General features: G+C 71.9%; 15 protein-coding genes and 1 tRNA gene. 6 read left to right on the top strand and 10 right to left on the bottom strand.

The annotated features are described in order from the left end of the window. Positions 1–3 precede the first annotated feature (3 nt). Both ACOZ35_RS08895 and ACOZ35_RS08890 read left to right on the top strand, forming a co-directional pair. Positions 4–498 carry a metal-dependent hydrolase gene (locus ACOZ35_RS08895; protein WP_424016011.1) on the top strand — a complete coding sequence of 165 codons (495 nt, stop codon included), beginning with the start codon at positions 4–6 and terminating at the stop codon, positions 496–498. A 77-nt stretch (positions 499–575) separates the two neighbouring features. After that, positions 576–842 carry a hypothetical protein gene (locus ACOZ35_RS08890; protein WP_424016010.1) on the top strand — a complete coding sequence of 89 codons (267 nt, stop codon included), beginning with the start codon at positions 576–578 and terminating at the stop codon, positions 840–842. 38 nt (positions 843–880) lie between these two features. On the opposite strand, the gene ACOZ35_RS08885 is transcribed toward ACOZ35_RS08890, so the two are convergent. Further along, a tRNA-Met gene (locus tag ACOZ35_RS08885) sits at positions 881–1,034 on the bottom strand. 203 nt (positions 1,035–1,237) lie between these two features. Here ACOZ35_RS08885 and ACOZ35_RS08880 point away from each other — a divergent pair. Both ACOZ35_RS08880 and ACOZ35_RS08875 read left to right on the top strand, forming a co-directional pair. Further along, positions 1,238–2,581 (top strand): DUF7115 domain-containing protein, encoded by a 1,344-nt coding sequence (locus ACOZ35_RS08880; RefSeq protein ID WP_424016009.1) that lies wholly within the window; start codon positions 1,238–1,240, stop codon positions 2,579–2,581. 106 nt (positions 2,582–2,687) lie between these two features. Next, on the top strand, positions 2,688–3,944 hold the full coding sequence (locus ACOZ35_RS08875) for a mechanosensitive ion channel family protein (RefSeq protein ID WP_424016008.1): 1,257 nt from the start codon (positions 2,688–2,690) through the stop codon (positions 3,942–3,944). 73 nt (positions 3,945–4,017) lie between these two features. Here the strand turns inward: ACOZ35_RS08875 and ACOZ35_RS08870 are convergent, their stop codons facing one another. The 3 genes from ACOZ35_RS08870 to mutS form a co-directional block, all read right to left on the bottom strand. Further along, a complete protein-coding gene (locus ACOZ35_RS08870) occupies positions 4,018–4,536 on the bottom strand; it encodes a hypothetical protein (protein ID WP_424016007.1) in 519 nt (172 codons plus the stop codon). A 104-nt stretch (positions 4,537–4,640) separates the two neighbouring features. Then, complete coding sequence (mutL, locus tag ACOZ35_RS08865) at positions 4,641–6,431, bottom strand: DNA mismatch repair endonuclease MutL (protein ID WP_424016006.1); 1,791 nt, start codon at positions 6,429–6,431, stop codon at positions 4,641–4,643. After that, complete coding sequence (gene mutS / locus ACOZ35_RS08860; RefSeq protein ID WP_424016005.1) at positions 6,421–9,264, bottom strand: DNA mismatch repair protein MutS; 2,844 nt, start codon at positions 9,262–9,264, stop codon at positions 6,421–6,423. Before mutS ends, mutL begins: the two co-directional genes overlap by 11 nt. Before the next feature lie 132 nt (positions 9,265–9,396). Here mutS and ACOZ35_RS08855 point away from each other — a divergent pair, with 132 nt between their 5' ends. Then, positions 9,397–9,972 (top strand): DnaJ domain-containing protein, encoded by a 576-nt coding sequence (locus ACOZ35_RS08855; protein WP_424016004.1) that lies wholly within the window; start codon positions 9,397–9,399, stop codon positions 9,970–9,972. Between the two features lie 27 nt (positions 9,973–9,999). Here ACOZ35_RS08855 and mobA read toward each other — a convergent pair whose 3' ends face one another. Continuing rightward, entirely contained in the window at positions 10,000–10,707 is a 708-nt protein-coding gene (mobA, locus tag ACOZ35_RS08850; protein ID WP_424016003.1) for a molybdenum cofactor guanylyltransferase, read from the bottom strand. A gap of 149 nt (positions 10,708–10,856) precedes the next feature. On the opposite strand from mobA, the gene pdxS reads away from it, so the two are divergent. Further along, positions 10,857–11,765 carry a pyridoxal 5'-phosphate synthase lyase subunit PdxS gene (gene pdxS / locus ACOZ35_RS08845; protein ID WP_424016002.1) on the top strand — a complete coding sequence of 303 codons (909 nt, stop codon included), beginning with the start codon at positions 10,857–10,859 and terminating at the stop codon, positions 11,763–11,765. 337 nt (positions 11,766–12,102) lie between these two features. Here the strand turns inward: pdxS and ACOZ35_RS08840 are convergent, their stop codons facing one another. The 5 genes from ACOZ35_RS08840 to ACOZ35_RS08820 form a co-directional block, all read right to left on the bottom strand. Further along, a complete protein-coding gene (locus ACOZ35_RS08840; RefSeq protein ID WP_424016001.1) occupies positions 12,103–12,579 on the bottom strand; it encodes a hypothetical protein in 477 nt (158 codons plus the stop codon). 101 nt (positions 12,580–12,680) lie between these two features. Beyond that, on the bottom strand, positions 12,681–13,088 hold the full coding sequence (locus ACOZ35_RS08835; protein ID WP_424016000.1) for a hypothetical protein: 408 nt from the start codon (positions 13,086–13,088) through the stop codon (positions 12,681–12,683). Between the two features lie 649 nt (positions 13,089–13,737). Beyond that, a complete protein-coding gene (locus tag ACOZ35_RS08830; RefSeq protein WP_424015999.1) occupies positions 13,738–14,913 on the bottom strand; it encodes an ABC transporter permease in 1,176 nt (391 codons plus the stop codon). After that, a complete protein-coding gene (locus tag ACOZ35_RS08825) occupies positions 14,910–15,773 on the bottom strand; it encodes an ABC transporter ATP-binding protein (protein ID WP_424015998.1) in 864 nt (287 codons plus the stop codon). The genes ACOZ35_RS08830 and ACOZ35_RS08825 overlap by 4 nt, the downstream gene beginning before the upstream one ends. After that, positions 15,770–17,227 carry a CARDB domain-containing protein gene (locus tag ACOZ35_RS08820; protein WP_424015997.1) on the bottom strand — a complete coding sequence of 486 codons (1,458 nt, stop codon included), beginning with the start codon at positions 17,225–17,227 and terminating at the stop codon, positions 15,770–15,772. The genes ACOZ35_RS08825 and ACOZ35_RS08820 overlap by 4 nt, the downstream gene beginning before the upstream one ends. Positions 17,228–17,271: the final 44 nt, after the last annotated feature.

Below are 17,271 nucleotides of genomic sequence, written 5' to 3'. Positions count from 1 at the left end.
CACATGTACCGCAAGGGGCACGTCGGGGCGTCGCTCGTCGTCTACGCCCCATTCGGATTCCTCGTCACGGTCCTCGCCTCGATAGAGGTCGGACTCGTCGGCGCCGCCGGCGTCGCTTCGCTGGCGATGGTCCCCGACCTCGACACCCGCGTTCCCTTCGTCAAACACCGGGGGATCACGCACACCGTCTGGTTCGCGCTGCTCGTCGGCGTCGCCTTCGGGGCCGTCGGGGTGGCGGTCGGCCTCCAGCGCGGAGTCGTCGAGGCGCTCCTCTTCGGCGGCGCCGGGTTCCTGTTCGGCGCCGTGACGATCGTTTCGCACCTCCTCGCGGACGCGCTCACGCCGATGGGAATTCGGCCGTTCGCGCCCGTGAGGGACGCCGAATACACGCTCGACCTGTTCACGGCGGCGAACCCGCTCGCGAACTACGCGCTGTTGGGGCTAGGCGTGGTCGTCATCACGGTTGCGCTCGTCGCCGGCGAAGCGGTTCCGGTGTGAGAGGAAGTCCGACAACTCGGTATCCGCTTCTTACTGTCCGCGCGAACTTATTTCCGAGAGAGTGACGATCTGATACTATGGTTATCCCGACCGATATCGGCGCCCTCCCGCTAGCCGGGCTAGCGCTCCTCGGCGTAACGTTCGCGACCGCCTCGCTCCAGTCGCGCGGCCGACTTCCGTTCGCTGTCCCCGAGGGAGCGTACACTTCCGTCTCGATGGGCGCGGTGTTCCTCGTCGCGCAGTTCGCCGTCGACTCGACGTGGAAGACCGTCGCGGTCCTCTTCGTCGGGAGTTTCGCGTGGGCGACCGGGTACGAGACCGGACGGAGCGAACGCGAGCGGTGAGCGCCGCTACCGGGACGAAGCGCTTCAGAACTGTTGTATGGCCGGGGTGGGCTCCGAACCCACGATCTCCGCATGTCCCAGGTCCGAGGCTCGGCGGAGCCACGGGAAGGACGCGGACGCTTCCAAGGCGTCACCGCACCGAATCTCCGAACCCTATGAGTGCGGCGCTATGTCCAGCTAAGCCACCCGGCCTCACCAGTTCGTACCGCGATGAGACTCTTTAACCTTCCCATCCGTCGGGAGGTTGTGAACCGATCGCAGATCGCCGCGGGCGGCCGCTTCCGAGGACGATACGGCCCCGGAAACGCGACCGGTCCGGACCGCGACGAACGCGTGCGCCCCGCGCTCGCGGCCGACCCAGCGGATTTATGCCGGGCGCGGCGTATCCCCGGCGTATGAGCCTCCCCGAACTGCTCGCGGCGACCGTCGGCGACGAGGACGTCGTCGCCGAGGTGCCGCTGGGCGGCGACGATCGACTCGCGGTCACGCCCACCCGGACCCTCGTCTTCCGCGGCGACGGGCTCCTCTCCGACGAGTCCGTCGACGAGTACGGCCACGACGTCGAGCGGATCGAGGTCTCGACGGGCCGCCGCAAGGCGAAGATCACCCTCGGGTACGGCCTCGACGGCGACGAGACGCTTTCGGTCCCCGCCAAGCGCGTCGACGACGTCCTCCACCCGGTCCTCGCCGGCGTCCTCTCCGCGAGCGGCGTCACCGGCCCCGGCGAGACGGTCGTGCGCACCTTCCGCTTCTCCGAGCTCACCCTCATCGTCACCAGCGAGCGGCTGGTCAAACACGTCGGCTCGGCCGTCTGGGACGCCGACTTCGAGGAGTTCCACTTCGAGGACCTCACCGGCCTTGACTTCGAGGAGGGGACCGTCGCCACCGCGGTCGTCCTCGTCCACGACGGCCGCTCGGAGCGGTTCAAGGCCCCCAACGAGTCCGCACGAGCAGTGCGGGAGACGCTCGCCGACGCGGTGTGCTCGTTCCACGGCGTCGACAGCTTAGAGGAGTTCCGCGTCGCCGCCGCCGAGGCCGAGGAGTCGGCCCCGGACGCCGAGCCGAGCGGCACGACCGACTTCGGCGAGGGGCCCGACCCGCTCTCGGCGTCCCCCGCCGCGGACGCGGAGGCCGAGGCCGACGGGCTCGAAACGGAACCGGACAGGGCGCCCGACGCCGCCGATCCGGGTGCTGCGGCGCCGCAGTCGACCGAATCGGCTGTCGGGTCGACGGCTGAGTCGGGTCCCGAGTCCTCGGAAGCCGACGACGATCCGCTGGGTGCGGACCCGCTCGCAAGTGACGCGAGCGTCGACGACGCAACGGCGGACCCGCTCGCAAGTGACGCGAGTGTCGACGACGCGACGGCAACGGAGTCTCCGGACGCGGACGCGACGGAGTCCGCGTCGACCGCCGAGGGGATCGAACGAGGGGCCGACGACGAGCCGGCGTCGACGGTCGACGCCGAGGCGATCGCAACGGACGCGGGGGTCGCCGACTCAGCGACTGGGGACCCCGTCGCCGACGCCGATGCCGTCGCGCCCGAGGCCGACGCCGACGGGCCCGTTCCCGGGGACGACGCGTTCGACGGGTCGCCGTTCGAGAGCGCCGGCGTCGAGGACGCCGACCTCGCGAGCGAGGTCGCCGCGCTGCGGCGCACCGTCGAGGCGCAGTCCGAGCGACTCGACCGGCAGTCCGCGCTCATCGAACAGCTGATCGAGGAGCTTCGCCGGGGTCGGTGACGGACCGCCTCGCCCCCGCGGTCCGCTCCCCCGGAGCGGCCGTCCCGATTCTCTCGGCTGAGACTCGCGTCGGATCCGTTATCCGATCGGCGGCGAACCACCGACCGTGATTGGCGGACTTGGCGCCCGGGCCGGCGCGGTGTTGAGCGACGTCTCCAGCACCGAGGGTCGGCTGGCGGTCACCGCCGCCATCGCCCTCGGGACGCTCGCGGTCGGGTGGTTGCTGTTACCGAAGGCCGTCCGCGCCGGCGAGCGGACCGCCTCGGACTGGATCGAGCGGCTCGTCGACGATCGCCTGGCGGAGTCGACCGAGGGCGCGATCGAGACGCTCCGAGACGGCGTCCCGTCGTCGTTCCTCCTACGACTCGCGGTCGGGCTCTTACAGATCGGGCTGTTCGCGCTCGCGGGCGTCGCCGTGCTGACGCTGTGGGGACAGTTCGGACTCGTGGTCGCGGTGTTACCCGTCGCGGAGAACGCCCTCACGGTCGGCGCGCAGGTCGTCGTCTCGGCGGTGCTGCTCGGCGGCGCCTACATCGTCAGCGACGTGATAGAGACGTACGTCGCCGACCTGTCGGCCGACAGCGACCGGATCACCGCCCATCAGGAACAGCTCCTCACCCGGCTCGCGCAGGTCGGCCTGCTCGTGCTCGCCGGCATCACCGTCCTCGGCGTCTGGGGCGTGAACCTCGGCGGCCTCCTCGTCGGCGCGGGCTTCCTCGGGATCGTCCTCGGGATGGCGGCCCGGCAGACGCTGGGGTCGCTCCTCGCCGGCTTCGTGCTGATGTTCTCGCGGCCGTTCGAGATCGGCGACTGGGTGGAGATCGGCAACGAGGAGGGGTTCGTCACCGACATCACGATCATGAACACCCACATGCGCAACTTCGACGGGGAGTACGTCGTGGTGCCGAACGACCTCGTCGCCAACCAGGCGATCACGAACCGGAGCCGCGAGGGGCGCCTCCGGATCCACATGGAGGTGGGGATCGGCTACGACGACGACCCCGACGAGGCGGCCGGGATCGCCGAGGACGTTCTCTCCGGGATCGACACGATCGCGAACAACCCCGAGCCGTACGCGATCCCCTCCGGGTTCGGCGACTCGGCGATCCTCCTCGATCTCCGGTTCTGGATCGACCCGCCGACCCCGCAGGCGCGGTGGCGCTCCAAGGCGACCGCGGTCGAAGAGATCCAGGGCCGGTTCGCCGACGCCGGCATCTCGATCCCCTACCCGCAGCGGACGGTCACACGCCCGCCCGAGACGGCGGAAGCGGACGAGACCGTCGAGCGCGTCGAGCGGACCGACGAGGCGGTCGAGCGGGCAGAAGAGCCGGTCGACGGCCGCCAGCGCGACAGCTCCGTCTAACCACTCCGCGACGCGGCTCCGTCTGACTTCCTCGCCCGACGGCTCCGTCCAACCTCCCCCGACGCGGTCGCCCTTACCGGTTCGACGGCCCGGTGTAGCCGCTCGGCAGCTCCGAGCCGCGGCCGGTGAACAGGCGCTCGAACCGCTCGATGCGCTCTAAGACGTAGCTGAGCGCCGCCGTAAGCGAGTCCGCGCCGATGGACAGCAGGTGGCGCGCGCCCTTCGTGCGGTCGGCGTGATAGAAGCTGATCTCGCCTTCCGGCTCGGTGTTCCGCTCCGGCATCACCACCAGGTCCTGTCTGCTGGGGTCGTGCCGGAAGACGAGGACGTCGGTGAGCGAGTCCGTGCCGTAGGTGACCACGTCGTGGAGCACGCTCCACTTCTGTGGCGTCTCCTCCGCGAGCGCGTCCGTATCGACGACGTTCCGCATCGTCGTCGCCGTCGAGACGCCCTCAAGCCCGGACCCGCGTCGCTCCCGAAGCCACGCGAGGATCCGCTCGACGACGTCGCGGAGGCCGTCGGGGCCGGAGAACCGGCCGGCCGACCGCTCCTGCGGCAGCGACCCCCGCGTCACTTCGGTCCGCTCTCCCATGCGAGTACCCCCGGTCCCATCGTGTTAATAGATACCGGTCGGGGCCCTCACCCGTTTCGCCGTCGGGCCACCGGTTCGCGGCTCGACGGCCCTCGATCCGCGACTCACCGGTCTCGACCGAATCCCGCCGCGAACGTCGCCTCGTCGACGGCGAGGACGGTCGGCCGGCCGTGGGGACAGGCGTACGGGCGGTCGCACTCCCCGAGGCGGTCGAGCAGGTCCCGGAGGTCGCCGTCGGCGAGTCCGGCGAAGTCGCCGCGCTTCAGCGACGGGTGGCACGCGAGGTCCGCGAGCAGGTCGTCGCGCGCGTCCCGCGCCGTCTCCGAGTTGTTTCCGGAAACGGCTGCGAGCGCGTCGCGGAAGGCGTCCGCGTCCGCCGTCCGGCCGAACGGCGCGGGGACGGTCCGCAGGCGGCGCGTACCGCCGCCGAACGCCTCGGTCTCGAAGCCGAGCGCGGCGAGGTCGTCCGCGTGCGCCCTCGCGGCCGCGGCCTCGTCGGTCGACAGCGAGACGGTCGCCGGCGGGTCGAGCGTCGCGGTCGGCACCGGGTCGCCGTCGAACGCGCGGGCGAGCCGTTCGTAGTTCACCCGCTCGTGGGCGGCGTGGCCGTCGATCACGAGCAGTTCGTCGCCGGCCTCGACGAGGACGTACAGGTCGCGGAAGACGCCGAGCGGCTCGGCGTCCGCGAACGCCCCGTGGCGCGAGCCGTCGCCCTCGCCGACCGGGTCGAGCGCGGAGCCGAGGTCGGTTGCGACGTCCGCGGAGCGCCGGAGGTCCGCGCCCGTGAGCGCGTCCTCGACGACCGACGCGACCGCGTCGGCGACCGCGTCGGCGTCGCGGAGTCCCACCTCGCGCTTGGCAGGGTGGACATTCGGGTCGACGCGGGCCGGCGGGAGCGAGACGTCGACCGCGGCGACGGGCTCGCGGCCGTCCGGAAGGAGCCGCCCGTAGCCGTCGCGGACCGCGGCCGCGAGCCGGTCGTTCCGGACCGGGCGCCCGTTGACGGAGACGCGGACGTGGTCGCGGGTGGCCCGAGTCACGGACGGGTACGCCAGCGCGCCCGAGACGCGGACCGAATTCGACCCTACATCCACGCTCGCATTCACGGTCGTCGACCGGCTCGCCGTGTCGCGGTCGTAGACGGCGAGGAGCGCGTCCGTGCGGTCGGTCCCGGGGGTCGACAGCGTCGCCGACCCGTCGTGGTCGAGCGAGAACGCGACCGACGGGTTCGCCAGCGCGTAGTCGGCGACGAGCGAGGAGATCCGCGCGAACTCAGCGTCAGCGCCCGCGAGCGACTCCCGGCGGGCCGGCCGGGTCGCGAACAGATCCTCGACGACGACCGTCGTTCCGCGGGCGCGGCCCGCGGGCTCGACGTCGATGTTCGTCTCGTCTGGGGCCGCAGCGGTCCCCGCGGTCCCGTCGACGACGACTCGGGTGCCGACCCCGTCGCCGGGGCTCGTCACGAGTTTGAGCCTGGCGGCCTCGGCGATCGCCGCGAGCGCCTCGCCGCGGAAGCCGAGCGACTCGACCCCGACCGGGTCACCGTCGGGCGCCAGCTTGCTCGTCGCGTGCCGCTCGACGGCGCGGGCCGCGTCCGCGCGAGTCATTCCTCGGCCGTCGTCCGCGACACGTATCCGGTCGGTGCCGTCGCCGTCGACGGCGATCTCGACCCGGGAGGCGCCTGCGTCGAGCGCGTTGTCGACGAGCTCGCCGACGACCCGCGCCGGTCGCGTCACCACCTCTCCGGCCGCGATCCGGTCGACCGTCTCCCGGTCGAGCCGGCGGACGCGACCCTCGTCGTCGGCCGCGTCGCCGCGAGCCTCGGCGGCGTCCCCGGTGTCCGAGCCGGCGCCCCCGCTCGCCGCGCCGCGACCGCGGTCTCGTTCACCCGTCATCGTCGACCTTCGACTGGAGGTCGTGGAGGGCGTTCAGCGCCTCGATCGGCGTCATCCGCGCGAGGTCGAGGTTGCGGAGTTCCGCGGCGAGGTCAGGGGGCGCGCCGGCGGCGGTTCCCTTGTTTGCGTCCGTCGTCGTCGGCTCTGTCTCGGTCGGAGCGTCGCCCGCCTCCGGACCGCCCTCGTCTCGCTCGTCTGCTGCCTCTTCCGCGAGGAACTCCTCCAGCGACGCGTCGCCGTCGCGGTCCGCGTCGTCCTCCGGATCTCCCTCGTCCGTCGCCCCCTCCGCACCGGTCTCAGTCCGGCCCGCCTTCCGGTCCCTGTCAGCCTCCTCCGCGGCGACGAGGTCGCGGGCGCGGTCGACGACCGGGCCGGGGACCCCGGCGAGCTCCGCGACCTCGACGCCGTACGACGACGAGGAGGCGCCGGGAACGACTCGGTGGAGGAACGTCACGTCGCCGTCCTCGCGCGTGGCGGTGAAGTGGAGGTTGAAGACGCGCTCGCGCTCGTCCGCGAGGTCCGTGAGCCCGTGGTAGTGGGTCGCGAAGAGGGCTGTCGCGCCGAGCTCGTCGTGGAGGAACTCGGCGGCCGCGCGGGCGATGGCGCGGCCGTCGGTCGTCGCGGTCCCCCGCCCGACCTCGTCGAGGAGGACGAGCGAGTCGGCGTCGGCGTCGTGGAGGATCTCCGTCAGCTCGCTCATCTCGCGCATGAACGTCGACTGCCCGCCCGCGATGTCGTCGGAGGCGCCGACGCGGGTGAAAAGCCGGTCGAAGACGGGGAGCGTGGCGGCCTGCGCGGGGACGAACGAGCCCGTCTGCGCGAGCACGACCGCGAGCGCGACCGACCGCATGTACGTCGACTTCCCGCTCATGTTCGGGCCCGTGATCACGGCGACCGAGCCGCGCGGGAGGTCCGCGTCGTTCGGCACGAACGACTCCTCGGTGCGCTCGACGACCGGGTGTCTGCCGCCCTCAATGGCGACGCCTGCGTCGGGGTCGTCGCGCAGTTCGGGGCGGACGTAGTCGCGCTTGACCGCGACCGCGGCGAGCGACGTGAGCGCGTCGAGTTCGGCGAGCGCGTCCGCGAGCCCCTGGACCCGCTCGGTCTCCGCGGCGACGCGCTCGCGGACGTCGACGAACAGCTCGTACTCCATGGCGTCCGCGCGCTCCGCGGCGCCGACGATCTCCTCCTCGCGCTCCTTCAGCTCCGGCGTGACGTAGCGCTCGCTGTTCTTCAGCGTCTGCCGGCGCCGGTAATCGTCGGGGACCTTCTCGACGTTGGCGTCGGTCACCTCGATGTAGTAGCCGTGGACCTGGTTGTGGCCGACCGACAGCGAGTCGATCCCGGTGCGCTCGCGCTCGCTGGCCTCCAAGTCCGCGACCCACTCGCGGCCCTCGCGTTCGGTGGCGCGGAGGTCGTCGAGGTCGTCGTCGAACCCCTCGCGGATCACCCCGCCTTCGGTGATCTCTTGGGGCGGATCGGTCGCGATCGCCCCGTCGATCAGCTCGCGGACCTCGGTCAGCTCGTCGAGGCGGTCGCGGAGGTCGCGGAGGTGGTCGGTGCGGGGGAACTCGTTTTCCGAGTCGACAGCACCCTCCGCTCCGGCGAGCGTCGCCTTCAGCTCCGGGACGACCGCGAGCGTCCGGTGAAGCGAGCGCAGGTCCCGGGCGTCCGCGCGGCCCCGCGAGACGCGGCTCACCAGTCGTTCGAGGTCGTAGGCGGTCGCGAGCGCGTCGGCGACCCCCTCGCGTGCGAGGCTCCGGTCGGCGAGTTCGCCGACCGCGTCGTGGCGGCTCCGGATCGCGTCGGCGTCGACGAGCGGGCGGCGGAGCCAGCGCTCTAAGCAGCGCCGGCCGAGCGCGCAGTTCGTCTCGTCGAGCGCGTCGAACAGCGTGTCGCTCGCGCCCAGCCCGCGGTTCTCGAACAGCTCTAAGCTGCGCTGGGCGGCCGCGTCGAGCCGAAGGCGGTCGCGGGGGTCGTACCGCCGAATTCTGGTGACGTACGCGAGCGGACCGTCGTCGCCCTGCGTGTACTCGGCGTACGCGAGCACGGCACCGGCCGCCCGAAGCTCAGCGTCGGCGTCGAACCGCCGGTCGGGGGAGGGAAGGTACGGCTCCAGCCGCTCGGTCGCCGTTCGACGGTCGAAGGCGTTCGCGTCGTAGTCGTGGGTCGTCCAGCCGCGCTCGGCGTCGCTCGGTTCGAAGTCGGGGGCGTCCGGGCCGGCGATGAGCTCCGCCGGCGCGATCCGGTCGAGTTCGCCCGCGACGGCGTCCGCGTCGCCCGACGTGACGAGGCACTCGCCGGTCGAGACGTCGACGGCGGCGAGGCCGACGCGGCGGTCGCGGGCGCCGGGCGCGTCGCTCTCGCCGCCGTCACTCTCGTCGGCCGCCACCGCAGCTACGTAGTTCGTCGTCCCCGATTCGAGGAGGTCGTCCTCGACGACGGTGCCGGGCGTGATCACCTCGGTGACGGCGCGGTCGACGAGGCCGGACGCCTGCTCGGCGTCCTCGACCTGGTCGCCGAGCGCGACGCGGTAGCCCGCGTCGAGCAGCGATTCGAGGTAGGGGGCCGCGTTGTCGATGGGGACCCCGGCCATCGGGTAGTCGCCGGTCGAGTCGGACCGCTCCGTCAACGTCACCTCGCAGACCCGGGCCACGGTCTCGGCCGCCTCGCAGAACGCCTCGTAGAAGTCGCCGACCTGGAATAAGACGAGGGCATCCTCGTGGGCGGCACAGAGGTCGGCGTACTGCGAGAGCATCGGCGTGAGCTCTTCGCGGGCGGCCGCGATCCCAGGCGGCAGCCCGGTCACCGTCTCTCGGTCCGCCGGTTCCATACCCCGTATCCGGGCGGCCGCGGGCATAAACGGTGCGGAGCGACGCGCCCGAGTGGTCCCGAATGGTCTCGGATGGTCCGCGCCCCCTGGCCGTGGCGAGAGCCTTACGGTCCTCCGCCCCCGAATACGGCTGTGACGAACCGAACGATCGTCGTGGGGCTCGCCGGCGCGTTCGTCGGCATGACGGCGCTGCTCCTGATCGGCGGGGTCGTCCTCCACCCGATCGCGCTGGCGCTGGCGGTGCCGTTCGGCGCCGTCTCCTACTTCCTCTGGTACCACGCCAGCGGGCGCCTCCACGACCAGGCGCGGCGGTCGGCCGAGGCAGCGGGCCCGACGGAGCGCGAGCGCGCCAGACAGCGCGCCCGCGCCGAGGCAAACCGGGAGCGCGCGTACCGCGCCGCCGGCACCGACGGCGGTCGCGGCGCCGGCGGGGGACGGCGGGCCGGCGCTCGCGGCAGGGGCGGACCGGGTGGACAGGGCGGTCCCGGCGGAACCGGGCCCCGAGACCCCCGCGACCGCGCGCCAGCGGCCGACAGGATGAGCGAGCGGGAGGCGTACGAGACGCTCGGCCTCGATCGGACGGCCGACAGCGAGGCGATTCGCCGGCGATACCGCGAGCGCGCGAAGCGGCTCCACCCGGACGGCGAGGACGGCGACGAGGAGGGGTTCAAGCGGCTCAACGAGGCGTACGAGGTTCTGAAGAACTGATCGACGGTTCGCTGTTTCTGCTGACTCTCACTCTGCGCCGAGCGCCGCGGCGACCGCCCGCTTGGCCTCGTCGAGTTCGGACTGCGTGTTGACGTTCGTGAACGTGCGCTCGGTCGTTAACGACTGGATCGCCTCGTCGTCGACGACGACCGCCTCCAGTTGGTCCACCATCGCCAGCACCTTCCGGTCGCCCCGGTCGAGCGCGCGGTCGCAGGCGGCCGCGGCCGGCTCGGTCGCGTAGACGGCCTGCGTCGTCTGGTACCAGCGGTCGTCGAGCCGCGGGACGACCGCCTCGGCGGCCTCCTCTGCGGCCTCGAATCCTGGCTCCGCGGCCTTCTCCCGCACCGCCGCGAGGAACGTGGGGTCGACGAACGGCATGTCGCAGGCGACGACGGCGGCGTAGGGCTCGCTCGCCGCCCGGCAGGCGTTCCGGATCCCCGCTAGCGGGCCTAGGTCCGGCTCCTCGTCGAGCGCCCAGCGGACCGGGAGGGGGACCCCCGACAGGGCTCGCTCGATCGCCTCGCGCTGGTCGGGGCGGCAGTTGACCACGAGCTCGTCGACGACGGGGTCGCCGCCGCTCGCGCGGCCGGCGCCGGGCGGGACCGGGTCGTCGGTCCCGGCGAGCCGGTCGGCGACGCGGCGGATCATCGGCACGTCGGCGATCGGGGCGACCGCCTTGTCGGCGTCGCCGAAGCGCGTCGAGCGGCCGCCCGCGAGGATGGCTCCGGTGGTCACGCCCGCGGCTTGGACGGCGGGGGACTTCGCGGTTGCGGTGGTGACGACCCGGCGGGAATCCCGTCTCGGTTCGATCCGCGAACGACGCGCTCGCCCGTCTCTCCGCCCGAAAGCGACCCGTTAAGTGGCCGGCGATCTAACCGATATTCATGCCAGAGGCCACGGATCTCGAGGAGCTGAAGCGGGGGACCGAGCTGGTCAAGCGCGGCTTCGCGCAGATGCAGAAGGGCGGCGTGATCATGGACGTCGTCAACCGCGAGCAGGCCCGCATCGCGGAGGACGCCGGCGCGGTCGCCGTGATGGTGCTCGAACACGTCCCGGCGGACATCCGGAAGCGCGGCGGCGTCGCGCGGATGCCCGACCCCGAGCGCGTCCCCGAGATCATCGACGAGGTGTCGATCCCGGTGATGGGGAAATCGCGGATCGGCCACCGCAAGGAGGCGGAGATTCTGGAGTCGCTCGGCGTCGACATGATCGACGAGTCCGAGGTGCTGACGCCCGCCGACGACGAGTACCACACCGACAAGCGCGACTTCACCTCCCCGTTCGTCTGCGGTGCCCGGAACCTCCCCGAGGCGCTCCGGCGCATCCGCGAGGGCGCGGCGATGATCCGGACGAAGGGCGAGGCCGGGACCGGCGACGTGAATCAGGCCGTCAAACACCAGCGCACCATCAAAAACCAGATCCGGACGCTCACGGGCCTCAACTACGAGGAGCGCGAGAAGTGGGCCCGCGAGCACGGCGCCCCGCGCGACCTCGTCCACGAGACGGCCGAGGCCGGCCGGCTCCCGGTCGTCAACTTCGCCGCAGGCGGCATCGCGACGCCCGCCGACGCCGCCTTGATGATGTACCACGGCTGTGACGGCATCTTCGTCGGCTCCGGCATCTTCGGCGCGGAGGACCCCGAGGCGATGGGCACCGCCATCGTCGAGGCCGTCAACAACTGGGACGACCCCGACGAGCTCGCCCGGATCGCGAGCGGCACCGGCAAGGGGATGAAGGGTCAGTCCAACGAGGACATGGAAGAAGAAGAGAAGCTGCAGGGCCGCGGCGTTTAAGTAGGAGTTTTTGGCAGCGCGGCGACTTTTTATAAACAATATTGCGGTGGCGCGTGCCGACGAGCAGCCGTTAGGCTGCGAGTCGCACGCGCGAGGGAGTCGACCGCCCGGAGCAACGCGGAGGGCGGTCGACGAGGCTGGGGAGGTCTGAGGCGCTGTGCGGTCGCGGTTGGGTGGGACTCAAAGGGGCAGCCGCGAGGCGGGCGCAGGCGACGTAAGCACCGCAGCGAGCGGAGCGAGCGAGGAGCACAACGAGCGTGCGTCCGCCTCGCGGCTGGGGCTTTGGAGGTGTTCGTCGTCGATCCCGAGTCCGCTATTTATAAGCAACCGACTGAGCTTATCGAGACGCGCTCGTTCGCGTCGAGAGTCGGCTACTGGCCACGCCGACCGTGTACCCGACGAGTCCGACGACGACGGCGATCAGCAGCCCGTATTTGGCCCCGTATTCGAGCCCGCCGAGCAGCTCCGCGCGCGCAGATTCGTACCCGTACCCCAACATTCGCGGGTGATTGTACCGCGTCGACTCCGCCCAGCCACCAGTGACGTAGCCGACGAGCGGCGGGAACGCGAACCACCAGAGACCGACGAGCCACAGCGACCCGACCGTCGGGACGAGACCTGCGCCCGCGAATCCCGCAGCGACAGCGATCCCGAGCGTGACCGCGATCCACCAGAGGGAGAGACCGACGTCCAGTCCGAGCGCGAATCCGAGGGAGGCAAGCAGGAGGAGTCCGCCCACCGCCAGCGCGAGCAACTCCCTCGCCGGGGAGGTGCCGACGACGTGCGGGGAGGAACCCACTTTTTCGAGGATCATGCCCGGCAGGTGCGCCGTCGCGCGCAAAAGCCGTTTGGGGGCTCTGGATTCATCGAGGCTCGACGAGAACGTTCCACCGAAAAAGTCGACCGGAGAGCCGCTCAGCGTGTGTCGTCGTCGTACACCCACGCTCCGACGATCTCCTCGTCGCCGTCCCGGCGCCAGCGGATCGTCACGATGTCCGGGAACCGGATCGGAATCTGTACCGCTTCCCCGTCTATCGTGTCGCCCGGTCCGAGGTCGTCGTCCAACTCGGCCCAGGCGACGGTGTCGGACTCGCCCGCCTCGTAATCGGTGCTGACGTTAGTGACGAACACGTCCTCGGCGCGGAGCCGCTCCGTCCCGCCGGTGTGTTCGATGGTCAGTCGGTTCGGCGCGTCGTCCGCGCCCTGATACTCGAAGGCGAAGCAGGCGAACTCCTCGCAATCCGTCAGTTCGCGGTACCCGAGGGCGCCGAACCCGACCGCTCCCGCGCCGACGAGGAGGACGGCCCGCCGCTTGGGGGACATAGCCTGCCGCACACAACGGCGACAAATAGGCGTTCGGACGTTCATACTGTTTATAAATCGTTGACAGCATCTCGGCGAACTCTTCCGGATTCCCAGCCGCTCGCTTATAAATAGGTGCCAGCGGATCGACGACGAACACCGCCAAAGCCCCAGCCGCTCAGCGATACGCAGACACCACTGACACGAACACCGCCAAAGCCCCAGCCGCTCGGCGATACGCAGACACCACTGACACGAACACCGCCAAAGCCCCAGCCGCTCGGCGATACGCAGACACCACTGACACGAACACCGCCAAAGCCCCAGCCGCTCGGCGATACGCAGACACCACTGACACGAACACCGCCAAAGCCCCAGCCGCGAGGAGGCCGCACGCTCGCTGCGCTCCTCACTCGGTCGCTCACTTTGTTCGCTCCCTCGTTGCGGTGCTTACGTCGCCTGCGGCCTCCTCGCGGCTGCCCCTTTGAGTCCCGCCCCGCACCGCACAGCAACCGCACCTCACGCCTCCCCAGCCTCGTCGGTGGCCCTCCGCTTCGCTCCGGGCCACCGACTCCCTCGCGGGCGGCTCGCGCCCTGCGGGCGCTCGCCGGCGCGCCGTTCGTCTTTTAAATAGCACGGCGCAGTGCGGCTGATCGACCGCCGTGCGGAGTCAGTTCCGCAGCGCCTCGACCGGCCGCTCGTTGGCCGCCTTCCAGGCGGGGTACGCGCCGCTGACGAGTCCCACGCCGACGCCGAACACGAGCGCGAGCAGGAGGTAGTAGCCGTTCGTCGGGTCGAGCACGAGCGCGGCGTCGACCGCGGGCGTCGCGAGGACGAGACCCGCGACGAGCAGGACCGTGAGCAGCGTACCCGCTGCGGCCCCCGCCGCGCCGATCAGCCCGGCCTCCGCGAGCAGGACGCGCAACACGTCACGGCGCGCAACGCCCACCGCGCGCATCACGCCGATCTCCTGTCGGCGCTCAACGGTGCTCATCAGCATGACGTTGAGGATCGAGACGCCGGCGACGACGAGGGAGATGGCGCCGAGCCCGAGCAGGAACGTCGAGAGCAAGTCGAAGAACTCGTTGATCTCGTCGACGAGGGCGGCCAGCTCGAACAGCTCCACCCGCTCTTCGCGGGCGTTCACCTCCTCGCGGATCGCGTCCGCAGCCGCCCGAGCCTCCGCCCCGGAGTCGGAGACGACGAGCGCCTGCGCGTAGCCGTCCGCCGAGAACGCCGACTCCGGGAGGAAGACGGCGTCGTCGGGCGCCACCGGGCTGAACGTCTGGCTCTCAACCAACACCGCGATCACCCGCACCTGCGAGCCCGCGATCTCGACGGTGTCGCCCGCGCCGGCGCTCAAGTCCTCCGCGATGCCCGCGCCGAGGATCGCGCCCTGCCGGTGGCGCTCGGGGAGTCGACCCTCCGCGGCCTCGTACGCCAGCGCGGGCTCCTCGATCCCGTACACCGTCGCGAACGTCTGGTCGCCCTGCCGCGCGACCGTGGCGCTGTCGGAGTACAGCGGCACCACGGCCGGCTCGCCGACCGCGCGCCGGATCGAGGCGACGTCCGCGTCCGAGAGCGATTCAACGCCCGCGTCGGCGTTCGGGGAGACGACGACCTGCGTGCCGATGTCGCCGATGGCGTCGTCGGCGCCAAGCGCCAGCACGTTCCCGAAGATGCCGAGCGCCGCGACCGCGAGCACGCCGATACAGACCCCCAGCACCGCCAGCACCGTCCGCACGCGGTTCCGTCGCAGGTTCCGCGAGGCCATCGACACCGCGGGGCGCCAGCCGCGGAGCCAGCCGGCGAGTCCGCTCGCCGTTCGACCGTCGCCGTCGCTCATCGGTCGTCCTCCTTCTTCCCCTTCTTCTCCTCCGGCAACTCGTCGGCCGGCAGCCCGTCGCTCGGTAGCCCGTCGCTCGGCAGCCCGTCGCTCGGTAGCCCGTCGCTCGGCAGCCCGCCGTTCGGCAGTCCGTCGCTCGGCACCCCACCGGTCATCTCCCCGTCGGTGAGGTCGACGACGCGGTCGGCGTACTCCTCGACGAGCGGGTCGTGCGTCACCGCGACGACGGCGACCCCCTCGGCCTTGACGCGCTCGAACTCCGCGAGGATCGCCTCTCCGGTCTCGGTGTCGAGGTTCCCCGTCGGCTCGTCTGCGAGCAGCACGGCGGGCTCGTTGATCAGCGCGCGGGCGATGGCGACGCGCTGCTTCTGTCCGCCCGAGAGCTCGCTCGGCTCGTGGTCGAGCCGGTCGCCGAGCCCGAACCGGTCGAGCAGGTTCGCCGCCCGGTCTGTCGCGTCGCCGGGGTCGAACGCGGTCGGCATCGCGACGTTCTCGACCGCGGTCAGCGTCGGCAGCAGGTGGAAGTCCTGGAAGACGAACCCGATCGACTCCTTGCGCGCCCGCGTCCGCTCCGCGACGGAGAGGTTCGTCACGTCCGACCCGTCGAGCAGCCGCTGTCCCGCGGTCGGGTCGTCGAGCAACCCGAGCACGTTCAGCAGCGTCGACTTCCCGGAGCCGCTGGGGCCGACGACCGCGACGAACTCGCCGGGCCGGACCGCGAAGTCGACGTCGTCGAGCGCGACGACCGGCTCGCCGCCCCCGCTCGTGTAGCGCTTGACGACGCCTCGGAGCGCGACGCCGTAGTCGTCGCTCGGAGCGTCGTCGACCGACGAGCGGTCGGCCGGGACGTCCCCGCTCACGGCGCCGACCCGTCGCGTCGCCGACCCGTCGAGCCGCCGATCCGTCCGGTCCTGACTGCGATCCCGACCGCCCCGGCGAGGCCGACGAGCGCGAGGCCGCTCGCGACCGCGCCCGCGGTGCCCACGCCGCCGGCGCCGATCCGGCCGAGCGTGCCGCCGCTCTCGTCGTCGTCGCCGGGTTCGGGCGCCGCCACCGTCAGCGTCTCCGTGTATCGGACGCCCCGCTCGGTGTAGGTGACGCGGATCGGGATCTCGTCGGCGACGGAGGCGTTCACCGCGGTCGACAGGTCGAAGCCGACGAAGTCGCTCGCGCCGAGCGTCCCGACGAAGTATTCGCCGCCGGTCGGCGTCTGTTCGACGCCGGGCGCGTCGCCGACCGAGACGACCGCGCCCGTCATCTCCCCGTCGCCCGCGTTACCGAGGTTGGCGTCGACGACGAGCCTCCCGTCTTCGCCCTCGCGGACCGTCGCGTCGGTCACGGTCGGCGTCGCCTCGCGGACCGGGTACGTCACTGTCGACTCCGCGGTGCGGTCGGCGCCGCGGTCGTTCCGCTGGTCCGTGTCGGCGCGGAACGCGGCGGTGACCGTCACGTCCGACCGCCGATCGAGCGGCCCGAGGTCGACGATCACGCGCCGCTCCTCGCCGGGCGCGACGTCCTCGACGACGAACGGGCCGACGTCGACCGTCTCCGCGTCACCGCCGTCGCCGGATCCCGCGTCACCGCCGTCGCCGGATCCCGCGTCACCGCCGTCGACCGCGGTCCCGACGGCGCGGAGGCTGACGCGGTCGGCGGTCGTCGTACCGGTGTTGACCACGGTCACCTCGACGGGCGAGTCGGCTATCGGCGGCGACTCGCCCTGAGCGCCGGAGTCGCCCGTGTCGAGGCCGCCCCCGCCGCCGAAGATGCCCTGGATACCGCCGACGCCGAGGTCGCCGGCCGAGGCCTCGCCCTCGTCGTCGCTCCGGAGGTCCTCGGGGTCGAGCGCGCGGGTCCGCAGATCGAGCGCGACCTCGGTTGGCTGAACCTCGATCACGGTGTCGCGGCTGACGGTCACGAACTCGCCGCTCGTCGACTGGTTCGCGACCGCCTCGACGGTGAGCCGTTTCTCGCCCGGCTCCTCGAACGCCGTCCACAGCGTCGCGTCGAGCGAGTCGCCCGCCGAGAGGGCGCCGACGCCCGAGACGCTGTCGAGCACGTCGCCGTCGGCGTTCCGGACGCGGACCTCGGTGACGTTCGCCGCCGCGTCGCTGCCGCCGGAGTTCGAGACGGTGACGTTCAGCGCCGTCCGCTCGCCGACGGTCGGGTCGCTCGGCGACGCCCCGACCTCGCCGACGGTGATCCGCGCGTCCGGTACCGCCGCCGCGCCGCCGACCGCGAACGCCCCGCCGACCGCCGCGAGGATCGTCAGCGCGGCCAGCAGCGCGGCTGTGGTTCGTGTGTGCGTCAATGTCATATCTCCTAAGCGACCGTCGAGGATATATCCGTCGGCGACGGAAG

Origin of the sequence: Halorubrum xinjiangense (genome assembly GCF_049604745.1) — an archaeon.
Lineage (GTDB): Archaea > Halobacteriota > Halobacteria > Halobacteriales > Haloferacaceae > Halorubrum > Halorubrum xinjiangense_A.
The sequence above is the reverse complement of the archived record's forward strand: the minus strand, read 5'-3'. Positions and strand labels throughout refer to the sequence as shown.

Bases quoted from the DNA above. Each gene is read 5' to 3' on its own strand.
- ACOZ35_RS08880 (WP_424016009.1), top strand. From the start codon at position 1,238: ATGAGCCTCCCCGAACTGCTCGCGGCGACCGTCGGCGACGAGGACGTC.
- mutS (WP_424016005.1), bottom strand. From the start codon at position 9,264: ATGGAACCGGCGGACCGAGAGACGGTGACCGGGCTGCCGCCTGGGATC.
- ACOZ35_RS08830 (WP_424015999.1), bottom strand. From the start codon at position 14,913: ATGAGCGACGGCGACGGTCGAACGGCGAGCGGACTCGCCGGCTGGCTC.
- ACOZ35_RS08890 (WP_424016010.1), top strand. From the start codon at position 576: ATGGTTATCCCGACCGATATCGGCGCCCTCCCGCTAGCCGGGCTAGCG.
- ACOZ35_RS08840 (WP_424016001.1), bottom strand. From the start codon at position 12,579: ATGATCCTCGAAAAAGTGGGTTCCTCCCCGCACGTCGTCGGCACCTCC.
- ACOZ35_RS08870 (WP_424016007.1), bottom strand. From the start codon at position 4,536: ATGGGAGAGCGGACCGAAGTGACGCGGGGGTCGCTGCCGCAGGAGCGG.
- mutL (WP_424016006.1), bottom strand. From the start codon at position 6,431: ATGACGGGTGAACGAGACCGCGGTCGCGGCGCGGCGAGCGGGGGCGCC.
- ACOZ35_RS08835 (WP_424016000.1), bottom strand. From the start codon at position 13,088: ATGTCCCCCAAGCGGCGGGCCGTCCTCCTCGTCGGCGCGGGAGCGGTC.
- ACOZ35_RS08820 (WP_424015997.1), bottom strand. From the start codon at position 17,227: ATGACATTGACGCACACACGAACCACAGCCGCGCTGCTGGCCGCGCTG.
- pdxS (WP_424016002.1), top strand. From the start codon at position 10,857: ATGCCAGAGGCCACGGATCTCGAGGAGCTGAAGCGGGGGACCGAGCTG.
- ACOZ35_RS08895 (WP_424016011.1), top strand. From the start codon at position 4: ATGTACCGCAAGGGGCACGTCGGGGCGTCGCTCGTCGTCTACGCCCCA.